At 29.3% G+C, this 19,527-nt stretch carries 15 protein-coding genes, 1 tRNA gene and 1 pseudogene; 8 read left to right on the top strand and 9 right to left on the bottom strand.

Annotation, left to right across the window (positions count from 1 at the left end):
• Positions 1 to 208: 208 nt before the first annotated feature.
• On the top strand, positions 209 to 1,435 hold the full coding sequence (locus tag ON24_RS05170) for a molybdopterin molybdotransferase MoeA (RefSeq protein WP_040682157.1): 1,227 nt from the start codon (positions 209 to 211) through the stop codon (positions 1,433 to 1,435).
• A 53-nt stretch (positions 1,436 to 1,488) separates the two neighbouring features.
• Here ON24_RS05170 and ON24_RS05165 read toward each other — a convergent pair whose 3' ends face one another.
• From ON24_RS05165 to ON24_RS05150, 4 genes are all read right to left on the bottom strand, one after another.
• Positions 1,489 to 2,700, bottom strand: coding sequence for a glycosyltransferase (locus ON24_RS05165; protein ID WP_050553561.1), 1,212 nt, complete (start codon positions 2,698 to 2,700; stop codon positions 1,489 to 1,491).
• A gap of 245 nt (positions 2,701 to 2,945) precedes the next feature.
• Complete coding sequence (locus ON24_RS05160) at positions 2,946 to 4,106, bottom strand: site-2 protease family protein (protein ID WP_040682156.1); 1,161 nt, start codon at positions 4,104 to 4,106, stop codon at positions 2,946 to 2,948.
• Between the two features lie 366 nt (positions 4,107 to 4,472).
• On the bottom strand, positions 4,473 to 4,886 hold the full coding sequence (locus ON24_RS05155) for a ferritin-like domain-containing protein (RefSeq protein WP_016359234.1): 414 nt from the start codon (positions 4,884 to 4,886) through the stop codon (positions 4,473 to 4,475).
• Between the two features lie 96 nt (positions 4,887 to 4,982).
• Complete coding sequence (locus ON24_RS05150; RefSeq protein ID WP_016359233.1) at positions 4,983 to 6,218, bottom strand: FprA family A-type flavoprotein; 1,236 nt, start codon at positions 6,216 to 6,218, stop codon at positions 4,983 to 4,985.
• Positions 6,219 to 7,050: 832 nt separating this feature from the next.
• On the opposite strand from ON24_RS05150, the gene ON24_RS05145 reads away from it, so the two are divergent.
• Positions 7,051 to 7,773: a hypothetical protein gene (locus tag ON24_RS05145; RefSeq protein WP_040682155.1), complete on the top strand. Its 723-nt coding sequence runs from the start codon at positions 7,051 to 7,053 to the stop codon at positions 7,771 to 7,773.
• 278 nt (positions 7,774 to 8,051) lie between these two features.
• Entirely contained in the window at positions 8,052 to 8,873 is an 822-nt protein-coding gene (locus tag ON24_RS05140; protein WP_236254924.1) for a V4R domain-containing protein, read from the top strand.
• Between the two features lie 327 nt (positions 8,874 to 9,200).
• Here ON24_RS05140 and cobI read toward each other — a convergent pair.
• A pseudogene (cobI, locus tag ON24_RS05135) lies at positions 9,201 to 9,897 on the bottom strand (precorrin-2 C(20)-methyltransferase).
• A gap of 186 nt (positions 9,898 to 10,083) precedes the next feature.
• Between cobI and ON24_RS05130 the strand changes: the two are divergent.
• Positions 10,084 to 11,949: a helicase C-terminal domain-containing protein gene (locus ON24_RS05130; protein WP_040682154.1), complete on the top strand. Its 1,866-nt coding sequence runs from the start codon at positions 10,084 to 10,086 to the stop codon at positions 11,947 to 11,949.
• A 39-nt stretch (positions 11,950 to 11,988) separates the two neighbouring features.
• Here ON24_RS05130 and ON24_RS05125 read toward each other — a convergent pair.
• Positions 11,989 to 12,062: transfer RNA gene (locus ON24_RS05125), tRNA-Arg, on the bottom strand.
• 264 nt (positions 12,063 to 12,326) lie between these two features.
• Between ON24_RS05125 and hisF the strand changes: the two genes are divergently transcribed.
• The gene (gene hisF, locus ON24_RS05120; RefSeq protein ID WP_040682153.1) at positions 12,327 to 13,172 is read left to right on the top strand and encodes an imidazole glycerol phosphate synthase subunit HisF; all 846 of its coding nucleotides are present in this window, start codon (positions 12,327 to 12,329) and stop codon (positions 13,170 to 13,172) included.
• Positions 13,173 to 13,188: 16 nt separating this feature from the next.
• A complete protein-coding gene (locus tag ON24_RS05115; RefSeq protein WP_040682152.1) occupies positions 13,189 to 14,169 on the top strand; it encodes a DNA glycosylase in 981 nt (326 codons plus the stop codon).
• A gap of 327 nt (positions 14,170 to 14,496) precedes the next feature.
• On the opposite strand, the gene ON24_RS05110 is transcribed toward ON24_RS05115, so the two are convergent.
• Together ON24_RS05110 and ON24_RS05105 are read right to left on the bottom strand one after the other, a co-directional pair.
• On the bottom strand, positions 14,497 to 14,925 hold the full coding sequence (locus tag ON24_RS05110; RefSeq protein WP_016359226.1) for a peptidylprolyl isomerase: 429 nt from the start codon (positions 14,923 to 14,925) through the stop codon (positions 14,497 to 14,499).
• Between the two features lie 188 nt (positions 14,926 to 15,113).
• The gene (locus ON24_RS05105; protein ID WP_040682151.1) at positions 15,114 to 16,142 is read right to left on the bottom strand and encodes an aldo/keto reductase; all 1,029 of its coding nucleotides are present in this window, start codon (positions 16,140 to 16,142) and stop codon (positions 15,114 to 15,116) included.
• 177 nt (positions 16,143 to 16,319) lie between these two features.
• Here ON24_RS05105 and ON24_RS05100 point away from each other — a divergent pair, with 177 nt between their 5' ends.
• Both ON24_RS05100 and ON24_RS05095 read left to right on the top strand, forming a co-directional pair.
• The gene (locus tag ON24_RS05100; RefSeq protein ID WP_040682150.1) at positions 16,320 to 17,375 is read left to right on the top strand and encodes a glycosyltransferase family 2 protein; all 1,056 of its coding nucleotides are present in this window, start codon (positions 16,320 to 16,322) and stop codon (positions 17,373 to 17,375) included.
• 288 nt (positions 17,376 to 17,663) lie between these two features.
• Positions 17,664 to 18,836, top strand: coding sequence for an acetylornithine transaminase (locus ON24_RS05095; RefSeq protein WP_040682149.1), 1,173 nt, complete (start codon positions 17,664 to 17,666; stop codon positions 18,834 to 18,836).
• A gap of 307 nt (positions 18,837 to 19,143) precedes the next feature.
• On the opposite strand, the gene ON24_RS05090 is transcribed toward ON24_RS05095, so the two are convergent.
• Entirely contained in the window at positions 19,144 to 19,521 is a 378-nt protein-coding gene (locus ON24_RS05090; protein ID WP_236254923.1) for an NUDIX domain-containing protein, read from the bottom strand.
• Positions 19,522 to 19,527: the final 6 nt, after the last annotated feature.

Below are 19,527 nucleotides of genomic sequence, written 5' to 3'. Positions count from 1 at the left end.
TTTTAAGTATTTTCATATTGGAAAAATTGAATTTTGTCTTAAATCAAGATATGTCTTAAATTCTTTTAAAGCTAAAAATAATCTAGCATATGTAATTATTTTTTTAATTAAAGATTAACTAGGATATTTATATTTGTCTAAAATCTATATAATCGAATTTATTTATAAAAACATTGTTTAATTTTTAAAAAGTAGTAGGGTGTGTAATATGTTTTTATCTAAATTAATGCCACTTAATGAGGCAGTTTCCAAACTTAATGATAATCAAGTAATTATGGATACAGAGACCATTAATATTAAAGATTCATATATGAGGGTTTTAGCTGAGGATATCAAATCTTATTATAATTCACCTCCATTTGATAAATCTGCTATGGATGGCTATGCGGTTATTGCAGAAAACACATTTGGAGCTTCAAATAATGTTCATAAAACATTAAAGGTTATTGATCATATTGGGGCAGGTGACTATTCTGATAAAGAGATACATGACGGTGAAGCTATTTTAATAGCTACTGGAGCACCAATTCCTGAAGGGGCAAATGCTGTTATAATGGCAGAGTATACCTCATGTGATGGTGATGAATTAAGTATCCATTCACAGGTGACTCCAGGTGAGAATATATCACCTAAGGCTGAGGATATTAAAGAAGGACAAATAGTTTTAAAGTCCAATACTTTAATAAGACCTCAGGAAATTGGTCTAATTGCTTCAGCAGGTTATAATGAGATTCAGGTCTATAAAAAACCCCGTGTAAAAATTATTGTAACAGGTAATGAACTAGTTGAACCTAGTAATGATGTGGATACAAAATCTAAAATCATCAATTCAAATAAGTACACAATATCCTCCATGGTTGAAAGTACTGGTGCTTTGGTAGATGTTAGTCATGTATATGATGTTTATGATGATGTAAAAGAGGCCATTGATGATGCTACAAAAGATTACGACCTTGTAATAACCACTGGTGGTACGGCTATTAGTAAAGGTGATGTGGTTCTTGATGCAGTTGACGAACTTGGTGAGATTTTATATCATGGTGTTGCCATGAGACCAGGTAAACCTGCAGGTGCTGGTGTAGTAAACAATACTGTCGTGTTCACCTTATCCGGTCAACCGGTTGCTGCAATGAGTCAATTTGATGTATTTGTTAGAACCTATCTATACCGGATGGAAGGTTTGGACTATAACTTTGATATAGTTAAAAGAGAGTCAATGTTAAAGATTCCATCTACCCTTGGTAGAACTGACTTTATTAGAACCTATTCAGATCATTTTCATGCAAAACATGTTTTAAATCGTGGTTCTGGTATTATAAGGTCAATGGTTGAAGCAAACAGCTATATTATTATTGATGAAAATAACGAGGGAGTTGAAAAGGGTGATATGGTTGATGTTGTTCTTTTCAATACAATGAATATAGAGGGTTTATAAATTAAATGCTTTTGACTAATATTTTTAATCTTTTATATTTTATTTTAATTTAATTATTTTTCTCTTCTAAATGGCTTGGTTATTCTCCAACTTCTGGAGTTTAAAACATCTCTTTTAAATTTACTTAGCTCGTTAATTTCTTCATTTAAATGGTCATTTTCTTTTTTTAATTCTTCATATTCCTCTTCTAAGTCTTTGTTTTTCTCATTTAATGCATTGATTTTATTATGTGATTCTTTATCTAAACTTTCATACTTTTCTTTTATATTATCATGTCTATTTTTTAAATTCACTGATTCTGATTCTAAGAATTCTTGATAATTCTTGGATTTAATTAGGTTATTATAAAAATCTACAATAATATAATAGAATGAGTCCTTTTCCTCATCATAATATTTTCTATAGTCTTCGAAATCCTCTTTAAGTCTACCCCAATACTCTTCTTTTAATGAGTCGTCAATACCAAAGAACCGTGATATATTACTATTAAACTTTTTTCGCAATAATTGATTCTTATATTGTTCAAATAGTCCATTATCTTTAAAAACATCAATAATCTGATTAGCAGCAATTATGGAGTCCATAAAAGCCCTTCCACCTGATTGTGTAGTGGAATCATCTCTTATACGGCGATTATAAAATTGATTTTCAACAATTGAAAGTTTCTCAGCTTTTAAAAATAGGGAATAGAAGAAAAAATTATCCTCAAAGAAATTATTCGGAAAATGAACATCTGATTTTTTTAAAAAATCTGTATTATATAATTTTAAACAAGCAGAAACCGCAACCTTAAAAATATTAGGTACATCTTTGTATGTAAAAATCCTGTTCCAGAATTTGCCTCCTAGTGATGAGTAATTATAGTCTTTGAAGGTATAGTCATATTTATCTTCATCTTCAATATAACGGGCAGCACAGAAGAAAAGCATATCCGTATCTAATACATTAGCTTTTTTATATAATACCTCACATGTATTAAGTTCTATCCAATCATCAGAATCAACAAAAAGGATATATTCTCCATTAGCATTTTTTAGGCCATTATTTCTAGCAAAACCTTGTCCTTTATTTTCTTGATTAATTATTTTAATACGATCGTCATTATTAGCATATTCTTCTAAGATAGATAAAGAATTATCAGTAGATCCGTCATTTACGCATATAATTTCAATATCTTCTAGAGTTTGATTAATAATACTGTCTAAACATTGTTCTAAATAATGCCCGGTATTATAAACCGGCACAATTATAGATATCTTAACCATGTAATAACTACTTCCCATATAGTTTTGTAAAAATTTTATTTATATTCCAAAATATTATGATTTTTTTATAATTTTTTTTATATTATTATTAATTATGTATAAAATATATTAAATATTTAACGATGTTAAAATATTTAACTATCGTTAAAATCTTTTATTAAAGAATATATCTAAAAAGTAGGGTTTAACTAAATAATTGATGTCTAAACAATAAAGTTATTAAGTTAAAAAAAAGATTTAAAGAATTATAAAGAAATAAAAATTCCCGCAACTAAACTAAATACGATTACTATTAGTGTGAAGTAAGTAAAGTAATCTGTAATTAGTTTAACATTTTCACTGGAGAGTTTATAACTTAGTAGTTCCTCTAACATTAATCCACCATCTAATGGTTTCATTGGAAGTAGATTAAACAGGCCTACAGAAAGATTGATCAAATATATCCATTTAAACAAATCTTCTAAGCTTAATAGTCCCCATGGTAGAATGTTTCCATAGGTGTTCTTGATATTTTCCTTTAAAACTAAATGTTCCTGGGACCTAATACCCATATAACCTAATGTTTTGTTGTTGGGATTTTCACCTAACTTGAATGTATACGTGCCCTTGTCCGTCGTTATGTGTGCGGTGGTATTTGGTTTTAGGCTATAGACTGCATTTGAATAGGATGTTGCGTTTGTTACCTTATGATTATTTATTGATGTAATAACCATTCCCTCTTTAAGGTTTCCGTAAGCAGGGCCATTATTTACAACACTTGTAATCTCAACACCACTTTGATCATATACGGCAGGAACAGCAAAGTTTGCGATAGCTGCAAAAATAATCAATGCTATAAGTGCAAGTACAATGTTTGCCATGGCCCCTGCACCATAAATCCTAAGTTTACTTAATCTGGAGGCTTTCTCAACTTCCTTCTCATCAGGCTCTACAAATGCACCAGGTAAAATAACAAAGAGCAATAAACCCATTGATTTAATATCAATACCTTCCACTCTAGCTAATATTCCATGAGAAAATTCATGAACAATAATAAGTAATATTAAAGCAATGAATCCTGAGATAAAAGGTATGAATATCGGGGAGCCGGGAACCTCAACACCTGGAATTAATATGGATACTGAGGGGGTTTTTAAAACGGTTCCAAGTGATTGGATCAATAGAACTAACATTAATGCCATTGAGATAAAACATATTACAATACCTACATTCATATACCATTTCCAGAATCTGGGCGCTTTTTTGGCAACTTTATCAATAAATCCTTTAAATCTATCTGTTTTCAACATTAGAAGTATTGGAAAGGACATTTCCAAATTTTTAGAATCCGGATGATATAATTTATAAAAAGCTGCAATAGTCCATATTAAAAGGAATGCAATTACATAATACCATAAACCATTCACAATATCACGAAAGAAACTGATTATATTAAATTAAATAAAATCTAGATTAAAATTAATTTTTTTTAATCTTTAAAGAATATAGTTTGTGTATAATAATATTTAATATTTAATATTAATATTTTATGAAATTTTATCTTAATCTAAATCATTTTAAAGCTATCTTTCCCTAAATCAATTAATATAATAATAATTAATTAATAAACCTATTTTGCTTATGATTTCATAAAAAAAAGTAGTTGGATTAAAATAGTGTGAAAGTATTTTTTGTTTTTAAGATTAGTAAGAATTAGTTTATTTTCAGATATTCTAGTAATTTTTAAAATTAGTTAATTAAAAATATGAAAATAATGAGAAATTAAAAGATATTTAGAAATATCTTTCAACAATTCCTTCTAAAATTTTAGCATGACGTCCTTCGTCTTTGGAACTTTCTCTGAAGAAGTCAGCTGCATCTTCAAGTCCAGCTGCTTGTGCTTTTTCAGAAGCCTCTCTTTTTTCTACATTAGCTTTTTGTTCACCATCTAACATCATGTCAATATTTTCTTTTAAAGTTGGTTTGATTACAGCATTCATTTCTGCAAATCTTGCAGCATGTTCAGCTTCTTCATGAGCTAATCTTTTGAATACTTCAGCTAATTCGCCGTAACCTTCTCTAGATGCTTGTCTAGACATTGCTAAGTAAATACCTACTTCTTGTGTTTCTCCGGAAAAGTTTCCTGCTACTTCTTTTTCTACATCTGTACCTACTGTGGTACCAATCTTATGAATATATTTTACCATAAATATTACCTCTTAATTATAAATAGTTATTTTATATATTTAAAGTTTTAATAAAAATTAAATAAAGGGTTAAAAAACCCCTTTTTATTAAAATATTTATTCAATATTGATTTTTTTAGCTTCTTGAGCTAATTTTCTACCTAATTCAAAACTGTTAACTTTTTCTTCTTCAGTTGGAACATAGTAGATTTCTTCGGTATCAATTACATTGAAACCACAGTCAGCTAATTCTTTAGCTAAGAATTCAGGGGTTCCACCTTTTCCTCCCATGGAACCAAAGGTAACAGCAGCCCTTTCGAATCCGGTTCTGTTGAAGTGTAAACCTTTTAAGTAGTACATGATATCTCCAATACTTGGGTATGGTACATCATTTATGGTTGGATCACCAATAGCCACTGCCTTACTTGTTAATATACTCTTAACAATTTCACTTCTTTCATCTTCGTGTAGGTAGAACATTTCAACATCGAAACCTTCTGCCATTGCACCTTCTGCAATTTCATGAGCCATAGCTTGGGTTGAGTAGTGCATTGTATCATATACGATGGTTACCTTATCTTCTGCAGCTTTTCCAGTAGCCCAGTTACTATATGCATTTATGATTTTCATTGGGTCGGTCCATATTTGACCGTGGGACGGTGCAATCATTTTAATTTTGTCAAGTAAATCTAAGTCGATGATTTCATTGAATTTTTTAAGTACTAATTTTGAAAGTGGAGTGATTAGGTTAGCATAGAATTTTTTTGCTCCATCCATAAGTACCTCTTCAGGGATTTCGTAATCGAATCTTTTAGAGTAACATAAGTGTTGACCAAATGCGTCATTAGGGAATAAGATTCCATCTTCAACGAGTAATGTAAACATACTATCTGGCCAGTGGAGTAAGAAAGCATCTAAGAATGCTAAAGTTCTTCCACCAATATCTAATGTATCTCCAGTACCTACTGTTACGAAGTTAGTACCTTCTAATTTTGGGTAGTGTTTTAATAATCCTTTTACTGCAATTTCACTACAGTATACAGGTGCTTCAGGGAATCTTTTATGTAAATCATATAAAACTCCACTATGATCTTTTTCAACATGGTTTTGGACGATTACATCTACCTTAACATCCTTTCCTTCTTGTTCAAATGCATCGTCTAAACGTGCCATGATTTCCTCGGTTTTACCAGGATAAGCATTATCGATTACAACATTTTTATCTTCTCCAAATACGAGATATGCATTGTAAGTGGTTCCATCTAATGTATATCCATGGTAGGTTCTAATATCCCAGTCAATTACACCAATCCAGTAAACTCCTTCGCCGATTTTCTTTGCTTTTGCATTCATTTTATCACATATTCGATTTTTATAATAGGTATGTTCGTATTTTATCGAACATTAATTTTAAATTATCTATTGTATTATATAAACTTTTTGTTTATCCAAATCCTAAGAAACAATTTACAATATTTGTATGAAATTTTTTTAGAATTATATTTAATAAAATAAGTTGTTTCAAAAAAAGTATCTTTTTTGTAATCAATCTTCATTTAAGAAAATTAATCACTTGATTATATATTTTTACTGAGATTTCACTGATTTAAACTTGTTATTATAAGGAATAGTTATAGATTTAAGGGATTTTTAAACTTTTAATACATTTATTTAATAATTTTATAAAAACACTTTTCTTAAATCAATATGACTTGAAATATGTAAAGCAAATTTGTATAATGGTAAACTAAATAAGTTAGTAATTAGATAAAAGTGAATAGTAGTATATTTTTTTTTACTTAATTGTATATATAATAATTATTTAATAGGAAGATAATTATTTTAAACAATTTCTAAGATTGTTTTTTTTATTAGATATATGCACATTTAAGGTTTAATAGTAATTTTCTTGGAATAAGTTTTAGGGGTAATTTGATGTCATTTTTTTGAAAAGATTTTAAATAAAAGTAATAGTTACCTATACTATAAAAATAATTACTTTAATTTAATTAAAGAAAATGAAAATTTAAAAAATGAAAACAAAAAGCTTAAATCAAGCTTAAATGAAAAATCTGAAGAAATTCATTCATTCAATAATGAATTTAAAAAATTATCAAAGGACAATGAAGGGATTAAAAATAGTGTAGACAATAATAAATCCCTAATAAATAGTTTAAAAAACGATTTGAAAAATGAGAGATTAAGAAATTTAGAAAACAATTATGCATTTGTATTTCATGATACTATAAAAGAATCCAGGTGGTTAAAATCTAAGAACTTTTCCCTGATAAATGCAGCTTCTAACTATTCATTTATATATATTTTATATAGAATTTTAGATGAGATGAAACCTGTTAATATATTGGAGATGGGTCTAGGTCAGACTACAAAACTCACTACACAGTATGCTGATTATTTCAAATTTTCAAACCTAACAACAATTGAAGGAGATCAGGTCTGGATAGATAGTTTCTCAAAAAATATAGAGATTCCTGATAATGCCAATATAATACAGTGTGATATTGAAAGGGTTGTTATTGATGAATCCTTAGAAATCCCTAATAAAACCATTGAAAGTAACAGATATAAAAATCTGGATAAAATACTTAAGGATGAGAAATTTGACTTGATTATTATTGACGGTCCACAGGGATTTATTGATTATCCTCCGATTAAAAGCTCTACATATTCAAGAACTAATATTTGGGATTTAATTCCAGAGAATCTTGCCGATGAGTTTATAATTATAATTGATGATTATGATAGGATAGGTGAGCAAAACACAATCAAACATGTTGAGGAGCTTTTAAATAAGGAGAATATCAGGTTTGATAAATTCGTTACTAAGGGACTTAAAACTCAATGTATTATCTTAACAGAAAAATATAAGTTTGTTAAATGGTTTTAATATCTATTTTTCCTTTTCTTGTCAATTTAACACATTTTTTATTATGATTTTTATTCTTTTCAAGTTATTTCTTGTTCTTATACTGTTTAATTTTTTAAAATATTTGATAGTAATCATACAAACTGTTTGTATAAGATAAAACAATATTTAAATATTAGTAAAATAAATATGTTAATAGATATATAAAATTTATTAGCTAATAGGTTAAATTTCAGTTTTTTAACTTAATTGTTTATGTTAATTTAATATATAATTTAAAGAATAAGAAGGGAATACTTATGTTAGGCAATAATGTAAAACAGCTGAATAAAGAAAAACCTGTTCAAATATATGCTAAAACAGACGGAAGTGCATCTGTAAGTGTTATAAAAAGTCCAGTTAAATTAACTATCTTGGAATTGTTAAAAAACAGTGACATGGAATTTGATGAAATTGTTACCAATACCGGTAGGTCTAAATCTACAATTTCAGTTCACTTAAAAGCTTTACGAGAGGATGGGATTATTGATTATAAATTAAATCCTAATGACAATCGTAAAAAGGTCTTTTATATATCTTCTAAATTTGTAGGGGAAGTTAATCATTCAGAACCTAAAAAATTAGATGAAAATAAAACGGATTATATTGTTAAAAACATTATAGAGAATGATAATGGTTTTGAATTCTCATCACTGCTGTTCCATACCTTAAGAACTACCTTGATTCAAGAAGGAATTAATATAGATCCAATTTTACATGAGGCTGGTTTGAAAATTGGTTTATCTTTATTTGATCAAGTTTATAATGAGGATTTTGAACAATTCCTCAATAACATTGCTCAATTTTGGTCAGATAATGGGTTAGGTAAACTTACAATAGAAATTGGAGATATTATTACAGTTACATCTGTTGATTGTTTTGAATGCTATTTACTTCCAAAGACAGGAAAACCTGCATGTTTCTTAGATTCCGGAATTTTGGAAGCATTAATGTCATCTTATTTTAACTCAAAGGTTGACGTTACCGAGGTAAAATGTTATACAATGGGAGATGAATGTTGTACTTTCTTAATTGAACCTAAAGGTGAAGTATATTCATTTGTACAAGATGTTTCTAAATAAAGTTATTTTTTTAAAATGAATAAATTCTTTATTCATTTTTTTTTATTTTATAAAATTCACTAAACCTAAAATTTTCATAAAAAGAGTTTTGGACTATTTTTTCTATTTTAAATATAATCTATTTAAGAGATTGAATTTTAGCTAATTTTTCTAAGTTTTAAAGTAAAATGGGATTTTAATTAGGATTTTATCCATCTTCAATGTAAAATATAATATTTTAAAATATTTATACAAAAATTAAATTTTGAAGGTATCTATATAAAAATTAATTACTTTAAGAATAGTTTTAAATAAGAATTAATTATTTTAAAAATATTAAAAATGTTTTTAATTCTTGAATTTAACTATTGTGGTAGTTAAATAAGGTTTTTCATTTGAGAATCCCTCGACTATTTTTTCATCTTCCATAGTACAATTTTCTACAGAGTAGACGGTTTTCTCTCTAGGATCTTTTAGAATCTTATTTTCAACCTTTCTAGAGTTTCTTGATGTTTTCATAAATACGAAATTGTCAGACTTATCAATAATGTCCTTAATGCTCTTATCTATTTTCGGTACAATGGTTAATGTCTCATCCTTTTCAACTAAAGGTTCTCCAATTGCAGCTGCACATGCTGTAAATGATGTTATTCCTGGAACAACTTCGATATCATATTTTCCATCAAGATTTTTTTTGTACATATGTAAATGTTGAGAAGATTGACGGATCACCTAAAGTAATAAATGCCACATCCTTTCCATGGTTTAGATAATCTGAGATGATAAATGCCGCTTCCATCCAATGTTTTTTAAGGTGGTTTACATCTTCCTTCATTGGAAATAGGGGTTGTACAACCATGGCCTTTTTTTCTCTTTCATCTAACAATGGTTGTATTATGGATAATGCAATGCTTTCCTTTTCTGCCCCTGCATGTGGTGCACATATAACATCTACTTCCTTAAGGATTCTTGCAGCTTTTAAGGTTAATAGTTCCATATCCCCAGGTCCTACACCAATTCCATATAACTTACCTTTATTTTCCATATTATCACCTATAATGCTTATTAACTATTTTAATATAATCGTAAAATTAGTCTGATTTTTTAAATCTTTAGTTTATATATAAATTATTATTTCTTATTAATATTAAATCTAACTTTAAACTATTAAATATTATTTTTCAATTGGACACTCATAATATTTATAAAATAATATATCCAATATTAATCTATGAATGATTCTCTTTTTTGCCCTAAATGTGGAATGTTAAAATCTAATTGTGTCTGTGAAAATAACAAGAATAGTAATAATAATTCTTCAAAGAATAATAAATCTAATGATTTATTGCAATACATGGATACAAGGAAAAAAACAAAATCTCCACTTATCAATGATATTCCGGGAGTATATTCTATTGAAGACCATAGATTAAGTGATGATAGAATAGAATATCTTAAAGATAAATATCCATATATTAGTGATGATATTATTGAGAATTTTCCCTTTGAAAGTCCAAGGCAAGGACAATTGGAAATCATTCAGGAAATAGAGGATGCAATTTCAAAAGGTTATAAATATATTATTCTGGAGGCAGGTACCGGTACAGGTAAATCCGCTATTGCCTCAACCTTGGCACGTATGTATCAATCTGCTTATATCCTTACCATGACTAAACAACTACAGAATCAATATGCAAGGGAATTCGACTTTCCACTTGTTAAAGGAAGAGGTAACTTCTCATGTCTTATGGGTGGTGATGAGGTAACCTGTGATATGGGTGTATGTAAAACCACCATTAATTCTAAAAAGTTCTTTTGCCCATTTTCAATAAGTAAAAATCCAACCTTGTCTGGAACCGAGGCCTTTGAAGATTCCTTCGGTAATCAGATATATTTCAACACTGAAAACCACTGCAATTATTGGCAACAAAAGGCCGATGCTATTAATTCTCCAATAACCTTGATGAATTACGATTATGCCTTTCTTGAGTTAAACTATGTAAAGCATTTTGGTGTAAGGTCACTTCTCATTCTAGATGAGGCCCATAATATTGAAAATAAACTAATGAAAAGTTTAGAGTTAACCCTATCTAATCAAAGACTTGAAAAGGATATTAAAAAACATATCTCCGAGAATACTTTAAAGGACGGCAGTGTTGAAGACTGGATTTTGGAGATTGAATCTTTATATGAGGCATATCAGGATGTGGACCTTAAGGAATTACCTATAAACAAAGTGGAAAGGATTAGAAGTACCACAAGTAGATTAAAATCATTAAGGGACCATCTTGAAAAGGAACCTAAAAATTGGGTCATTGATGCAAATGAGGAGGCCGTGTCATTTAAACCGCTTAGGGTAAATCACTATGCTAAAGACAATCTTTTAAAATATGGTGATGTTTGTATATTTATGAGTGCTACAATCTTATCTCATAAGATGTTTACAAAATGGTTAGGTCTTAAGGATAACGAGGTATACTACATTAAAGTGGACAGTCCTTTTCCAGCTTCAAAAAGACCTATCGAACTTAAACTTGTAGGAAAGATGTCTAAAAATAGAATTAAGGACACTGCCCCTAAGATGATTCCGGTTATAAATGATATTTTAAGAAAGCATCCTGATGATAAGGGACTGATTCACACCCATAGTTATCAAAATTCACGTTTCATTACACAAAATATTCCAAACTCTAGATTAATATCACATACTTCTTTAAATAGACAGAGGGTTTTGGACTATTTTGAAAATGATGATAATCCATTGGTGTTAGTCTCCCCATCAATGAGTGAAGGTGTAGACTTACCTTATGATAAATGCCGTTTCCAGATAATCTATAAGGTGCCATTCCCATATCTTGGAGATAAACAAATAAATATGAGGCAGAGAAGGGATAAAAGATGGTATGCCTACAAGACTGTCATGACCATTATGCAGGCTTATGGTAGGGGAATGAGAGCTGAGGATGATTCCTGTACTACATATATTTTAGATAAGGATATTACAATGCTATTTAAAAGTCCTTTATATAAATCATTAGTTCCTGACTTTTTTAAAGAAGCTATTGTAGAAAATGAGTATGTAAAATTGATTAAATAAAATTTTATTGATAATTCTTTTTAAAAACAGTCATTAAAGCGGACCTAGGGGGATTTGAACCCCCGGCCTCGGGATCCGAAGTCCCGCGTCATTCCAGACTAGACCATAGGACCAATCTAACATTAATAATTTTCTCTTTTATAATTAATAAATCTTGTTTTAATCTTTAACAATTAATTAAAATTACATGTACTAAAGTATCTTGAAAAGTTTAATTATTTCTTAATAGATTATTTATAATTTAATAATATTCTTTTAATTCTTATTTTTAAATATAAAATTGATATTGTATTTCTTATTTTTATCTAAAATCAATATAATATTTTTTATACTATTAGAAAGATATATTTTAATAATTGATTATAGGTTCTGTTATTATGTTAACTAAAAGAATTATTCCTTGTTTAGACTGTGACCTACAAGTTCCTGAAGGTCGTGTAGTTAAGGGGGTAGAGTTTAAAGAGATTAAATATGCAGGGAACCCTGTAGAACTTGCTACTAAGTATTATAATGATGGAGCAGATGAGATTGTTATTCTAGACATTACTGCTTCACATGAAAGACGGGAAACTATGGCTGATGTTATTGAAAAATTGACTGAAAACGTCTTCATACCTATATGTGTAGGTGGTGGAATCAGGAAGGTTGATGATTATATTAAAATGCTTAAAGCTGGAGCCGATAAATGTTCTACTAATACTGCAGCTATTCATAATCCTGACTTGATAAATGACGCATCAAAGGTAGTTGGTTCACAGGCATGTGTGATTGGTATAGATGCAAAAAGAAGATATGTTGAGAATCCTTCTGATGCACCTGATAAAAATGTAGTTGAGATTAAACATCCGAGATCTACTGACAAATCAGATTATTGTTGGTTTGACTGTAGTATATATGGAGGCCGTGAATTCACTGGTATTGATGCGATTTCATGGGCCCAGGAATGTGAAAGTAGAGGTGCCGGTGAAATTCTTCTAACCTCAATGGATGGAGACGGTACTAAAGAGGGTTATGATCTAGATTTAACTAAAGCCATTAATGATGCAATCGATATTCCTGTAATCGCTTCCGGTGGTGTAGGTAATCCGGAAGATATTAAAAAGGCATTTCAGGAAACCGATGTAAGTGCAGCTTTAGCAGCAAGTATTTTCCATTTCGGTGAATATCCAGTTCCAGTCGTAAAAGAATATTTAAATAATAACGGAATTAATGTAAGGTTATAATTAATTTTGTGGTTCTATGAATTTTAATAATCTCATTGATTTAGAATTAACCCAGTATTCTGGTCAAACATCACAGTCCCCATGGAGATTGGATTGTGAATCTAATAGTTTTAACAATGTAATTATTGTAGACAATATTCCCGTTCTTTTGAAATTAAGCCAAAACAATATTGATTCAATGAATCTGGATTATGAGATACCAACAGCTATTGATGAATCAATTATAGATAAAAATAAGTTGGAATCTAAAATAAAATCCGAGGTAAATAGAATTTACGATTTGGATTATGATTTAAGTAAATTCTACAATTATTTAAAAGAGGATGAGAAGTTAGCTCCGTCTGCAGAATTCTGTAAAGGTCTTAGACTTTTCATTGCAGCTGATCCTTTTGAATCAATTATTGCATCTATCTCCTCATCAAACAACTCAATAGCAAGATGGACTAAAACCATTGATAAGATTAAGAAGATATGGGGAGACGAATATCTTTTTCCATCTGGAAGGTACTATAAGTTTCCACCATCTGAGGTATTGATGGAGGCTTATGAAAATAATCTGGAGGAATATGAGGCAGACAATAGACAGATGGAAATAGAATGTTATACTAACAATCTTAAATCCTGTGGATTAGGTTATAGGGTACCTTATGTTAAACAGGCTAGTGAGATATTTACACTTGAAATGGACCTCAACGATTTTTATCATATGTCCTATGATGAGGCATATAATGAGATAATCAAGATTAAAGGTGTAGGTCCTAAAGTTGCTGATTGTATTTTATTATATGGTTTTAATTTTAGGGAAGCCTTTCCATCTGATGTCTGGATTAAAAGAATAGTTTCATACCTATATTTTGATAATGACCAAAGTATTCCAGTTAAAAAAATCAGGGAATTTGGAATGGAAGAGTTCGGTGATTATGCAGGATATGTTCAATTGTATCTTTTCCACTATGCAAGAAAATCTGGTTTAATGGATAAGTTATCTAAAAAATAGCTTTTATTTATTTTTTTTTAATTTTAATACACTAATTTTTTTATTTTTATAAGATTCAATATTTAAGAAATAGTCTTTATCTTTTTTTATTTTAGCATACTATTTTTCTTCTTTATAAGATTCAATATTTAAAAATAGTCTTTATCTTTTTTTATTTTAGTATACTAATTTTTTTATTTTTATAGGATTCAATATCAAAGAAATAGTTTTTTATCTTTTTCTATTTTAGTATGCTAATTTTTTAAATTTAAAAACGCATTTATGTTTTTTTTTAAAATAGCTATTTATAAAAAGATTAAGCAGTTGAATTAACAACTGCATAATTGTTTAACCTGTTACAGTTACTTTGGTCATTTTATCTCCTTGTCTAATCTTATAGACAACATCCATACCTTCAATAACCTGACCAAATACGGTATGGACTCCGTCTAAATGAGGTTGAGGGGAATGTGTAATAAAGAATTGGCTTCCACCAGTATCTTTACCTGCATGAGCCATTGATAAAGCACCGGTACCATGTTTGTGTGGGTTTCCTTCAGTTTCACATTTAATTGTGTAACCAGGTCCTCCGGTTCCATCTCCATTAGGATCTCCACCTTGGATAACAAAGTTAGGTATAACTCTGTGGAAAGTTAAACCGTCATAAAATCCGCTATTTGCTAATTTTTCAAAGTTAGCAACAGTACCAGGAGCTTCATTTGGGAATAATTCTAATATTATATCTCCTTTCTCAGTTTCTATTTTTGCTTTTTTCATAATATCACTTTAAAATTATAAATCAATTTATAAGTTCATTAATATTTTTACAAATCAATTTATTTTTATAATATTAATGGTATTTATTTAATTTAAATCTTATGATTTTAGTGAATTTTTATAATAATTGCCATTTGGTTTATGATTTAAATCTTATGATTTTAATGAATTTTTATAAATAACAATTCTTATTCTATCTTTGTTTTTCCAGATAAAACATTCTGATAATCCTTATAATTTTCTTTTAAAAGTTCTGGAATGTTTAACTCATATGGACAACGTTTTATACAATCTCCACATTCCTCACAGTCCTCGATTTTAGACATCATATCCTGATATTCCTTTGTTAAATATGGTTCTGTTGGAAAACGTCTAATCCACAGAGACATTCTAGCACACATGCTGATTTGTATGTCCTCTCTACAAGGTTGACAATAGGCACATCCACGACAAAAATCACCCTGAAGTTCTTCCTTATCTTTTCTAATTACCTCTTTGATTTTATCATCCATTCTAGGATTGATTTCTCCCCATTTCAAGAATTCGTCTAATTCAGACTCTTTCTGAATACCCCAAATTGGAACAACCTCGGGATACTCTTCAATAAATGCATAAGCTGCTTTGGAATTTTTAATTAATCCTCCACTTAATGCTTTCATTGCAATGAATCCCATATTATTTTCCATACATAAATCTAAAATTCTGAAATCCTTTTCGTCAGATAAATATGAGAAAGGATATTGCATAGTTTCAAATAAACCACTTTTTATCTCTTTATTTGCAAGTGAGTGTTTATGTGAGGTTATTCCAATATGTTTAATTAATCCCTCTTCTTTGGCTTCTAAAAACACATCATATATTCCGTGTTCGTCATTGGGCTTTGGACAAAATGGGGGATTATGAAATTGATAAAGGTCAATGTAGTCGGTTTTAAGATTTTTAAGACTAGTTTCCAAATCTTTCCACACCTCTTCCGGTGTGGTTGACTTGGTCTTTGATGCAATGTAAATATTCTCCCTTACATCTGATAATGCTTTACCAATTCTTTCCTCACTATTTGTGTATGCTCTTGCAGTATCAAAAAAATTAATACCATTATTATAAGCCTTTTTTAGAAATCTAACAGCATCCCTCTCATCAGATCTTTGAAGGGGCAATGCTCCAAAACCTATTTTATTCACTATCATTCCAGTTTGGCCTAACTCAATCTTTTCCATATAATCACTAATTTAATTAAATATTGATACAATTATCCTAATATTATTTTATTAATTATATCTAAATAAATTTTTTATAGTATATGGATTAAATTATTAGAGTAGTGATAATTATTTTTTCAAAATGAAATCTTAAAATTATTCATTAATTTATTCTTTTAATTCTTTGGTGAGAATATGGTTGGTATTTCAGTTATAGTTCCTGTTTATAATGTGGAAAATTATTTGGAGGAAGCCCTTAATTCTATTTTAAATCAAACATTTACTGATATTGAGGTTTTATGTATTAATGACGGTTCTAAAGATAATTCCTTAGATATTCTATATGATTTTCAAAGGAAAGATGAAAGAATTAAAGTTATTGATAAAGAGAATGGTGGATGTGGGTCTGCAAGAAACAAGGGTCTGGATTTAGCTAAAGGTAAATATATTTACTTCTTTGATCCAGATGATAAAACAAAACCTGAGGCATTGGAAAAATTATATGATAATGCGGAATCTAATGATTCCGATTTGGTGATGTTTAAACTTGCAACATTTATGGACGGCCATGAGGTAGACTACAGCCACCCTGCATATAATTTTGATGAGCTATTTAAAGGCAAGGATTTTAATAATTTCTCTTTCAACCGTGATGACATTAAACATTATGTTTTAAACTCCTCTTTTGCACCATGGTTAAAACTATATAAAAAAGAGTTTTTGGACAGTTATGATGACTTTAGATTTGTATTGGGTCTTGCTTTTGACGATGTTCCATTTCATGTAATGTCCCTTGTTAGGGCTAAGAGAATTTCATTTGTACCAGACTATCTCTATTTCTATAGGTTGTCCAATCCCACATCTGTCAATAATACGAAGTCTAATCAGATAGACATCTTCAAAATCATTGATATTGTTGAGGGTTTCTTAAGAAGTGAAGGGGTTTTCGATGAATTTGAATATGAGTTTACTAAATTTAAAATAGAGCATATTTTAAGATATGTCCTATCAACCAATTCCATTGAATACTTTAATTTAGCAAAGGATCAATTCAAAAACCTAAACGTTAAGTCTATTCCAGAGGATTCAGATTTACTTGGAAGATATAATCTGTTGTTGGACTCAGATTCCTATTTTGACTATCAACAGAATCTATTATTCTATAATAACCGTATGAATAGAAAATATCATATAATAAATACCAGTCCTTCATTTTATGCTAAAAAGGCTTATAAAAAATTGTTTAAATAATCGGATTATATTGTCTTTACCTATTTATTAGTTGGCTCATTTATGAAAGTTTTTAGTAATTTTATAATCGGATTATTATATCTATGTTAAAATTTTTCAATGGTTTTAATAATTTTATTCATGATTTTATTATTTGTCCTTCATATGGAATTTAGGATACCTGTTTCATGAAAAATTTTTTATTATATTAAATGAATAAATCTAATTGTAATTTTATTGATAAATTTTAATCAAATTAAAACTTATATTAATTTAATTTTTATTAACTCTTATTTTGAGGAATTATGTATGAATAGTCAAGAAGTTATGGATTCTTATGATAAACATGTGCTTCATACCTATGGAAGACAACCTATTGTAGTGGACCATGGTCATGGGGTAAAGGTTTATGATTTAGATGGAAATGAATATTTGGATTTTTTTGCTGGAATTGCAGTAAATAATGTTGGTCAAACTAATGATAAAGTTGTTGAAGCTATTAAAGAACAGGCTGAGAAGGTTATTCACTGTTCTAACATTTACTATAATGAACCATGTGCAAAGCTTGCAAACACATTTGCAGAAGTATCAGACTTTTCTAAAGTGTTTTTCTCAAATAGTGGTGCTGAGGCTAATGAGGCAGCTATTAAACTTGCAAGAAAATACACAGGTAAAGGTGAGATTATAACTGCATTGAAATCTTTCCATGGAAGAACAATGTTGACTGTAACTGCAACAGGTCAAGAACAATTTTCTAAACCATTTAAACCATTACCACCTGGTTTTAAACATGTTCCATATAATGATATTAAAGCAATGGAGGATGCAATCTCAGATGATACCTGCGCTATAATGTTAGAGGTACTACAGGGTGAAGGTGGAATTAATGTTGCAGATAAAAAATACATGAAGGACGTTGAGAAACTCTGTCATGATAATGATATTCTTCTAATTGTTGATGAGGTCCAGACTGGTATAGGAAGATGTGGAACCCTATTTGCATATGAAAACTATGATATTAAACCTGATATCATAAGCCTTGCTAAAGGTTTAGGTGGAGGAGTGCCAATAGGTGCAACCTTGGCTACCGAGGAGGTTTCCAAAGGTTTTGTTCCTGGAGATCATGGTTCAACCTTTGGTGGAAATCCATTGGCTGCTGCTGCAGCAAATGCTACATTAAGTGTTATTAAGGATGAGAACCTATTGGATAATTGTAAAGAAATGGGTAAATACCTTAAAGAACAGTTAAACACTTTAAAAGATAAATATGATTTTGTATCTGATGTAAGGGGTCTTGGTCTTTTAGTAGGTGTTGAGCTTACCATGGAAGGTGGAGATGTTGTTGATAAAATGAGAGAGAAAGGGGTTTTAATAAACTGTACTGCCGGTAATGTTTTAAGACTTGCTCCCGCTCTTATCATTGAAAAGGAAGATATCGACACCATGGTAGAAAAATTAGACCAAGTCTTTGCAGAATTATAAACTTATTTATTTTTTATCTTTTCTATTTTTTTTTAATTATTTGATTAAATTCTTTTAGTTACTTGTTTTTTTCTATTTTTTTTAATTACTTAATTAAATTCCTTTAATTATTTATTTCTTCTATTCTTTAAGGAATTAAATTCTTTTAATTATTTTCGTGCGGATCTTCTTCTAAATTTAAAAATTAAGTCTATTGTTTGATTTAAATATTTTAATTATCTTATTTTTAAAAATAGTATTTTATTTTTAATTATTCATTAATTGGTTATTAAAAAAAGTAAAGTTTTAGGAATTCATTGTACAATATTTAGATTGTCCAATTCTTTTTTTCTAAAACCTTTAAGGTAGGTCTTGAGAGATTCATTTCTTTTATCTCATCAAGGGTTTTCCAAGCATAGTCAATATGCTCATCGCTGATTTTTACATCGCCGCCTAATATATTCACTTTCATATAAACCTGCACTGTTGTTCTCTTAGGTTGGATGTCTTCTAGTGCCTCGTAAAAACCATCAATTGATATGTCAAGATCGGTCTCTTCCTTAAACTCCCTTATTAATGTTTGATCAAAGTATTCATTCTTTTCAGCTTTACCACCTGGAAACTCCCATAAATCCGCATAAGTTCTACATTTAGGATGTCTTTTTAAAACTAATATTTTGCCGTCTTTTTGAGCTATTCCTCGCATTACAAG

This window comes from Methanobrevibacter boviskoreani JH1 (assembly GCF_000320505.1).
In the GTDB taxonomy this organism is placed as follows: Archaea; Methanobacteriota; Methanobacteria; order Methanobacteriales; family Methanobacteriaceae; genus Methanarmilla; species Methanarmilla boviskoreani.
Note: the sequence above shows the minus strand (reverse complement) of the source record. Positions and strands in the feature narration are given on the sequence as shown.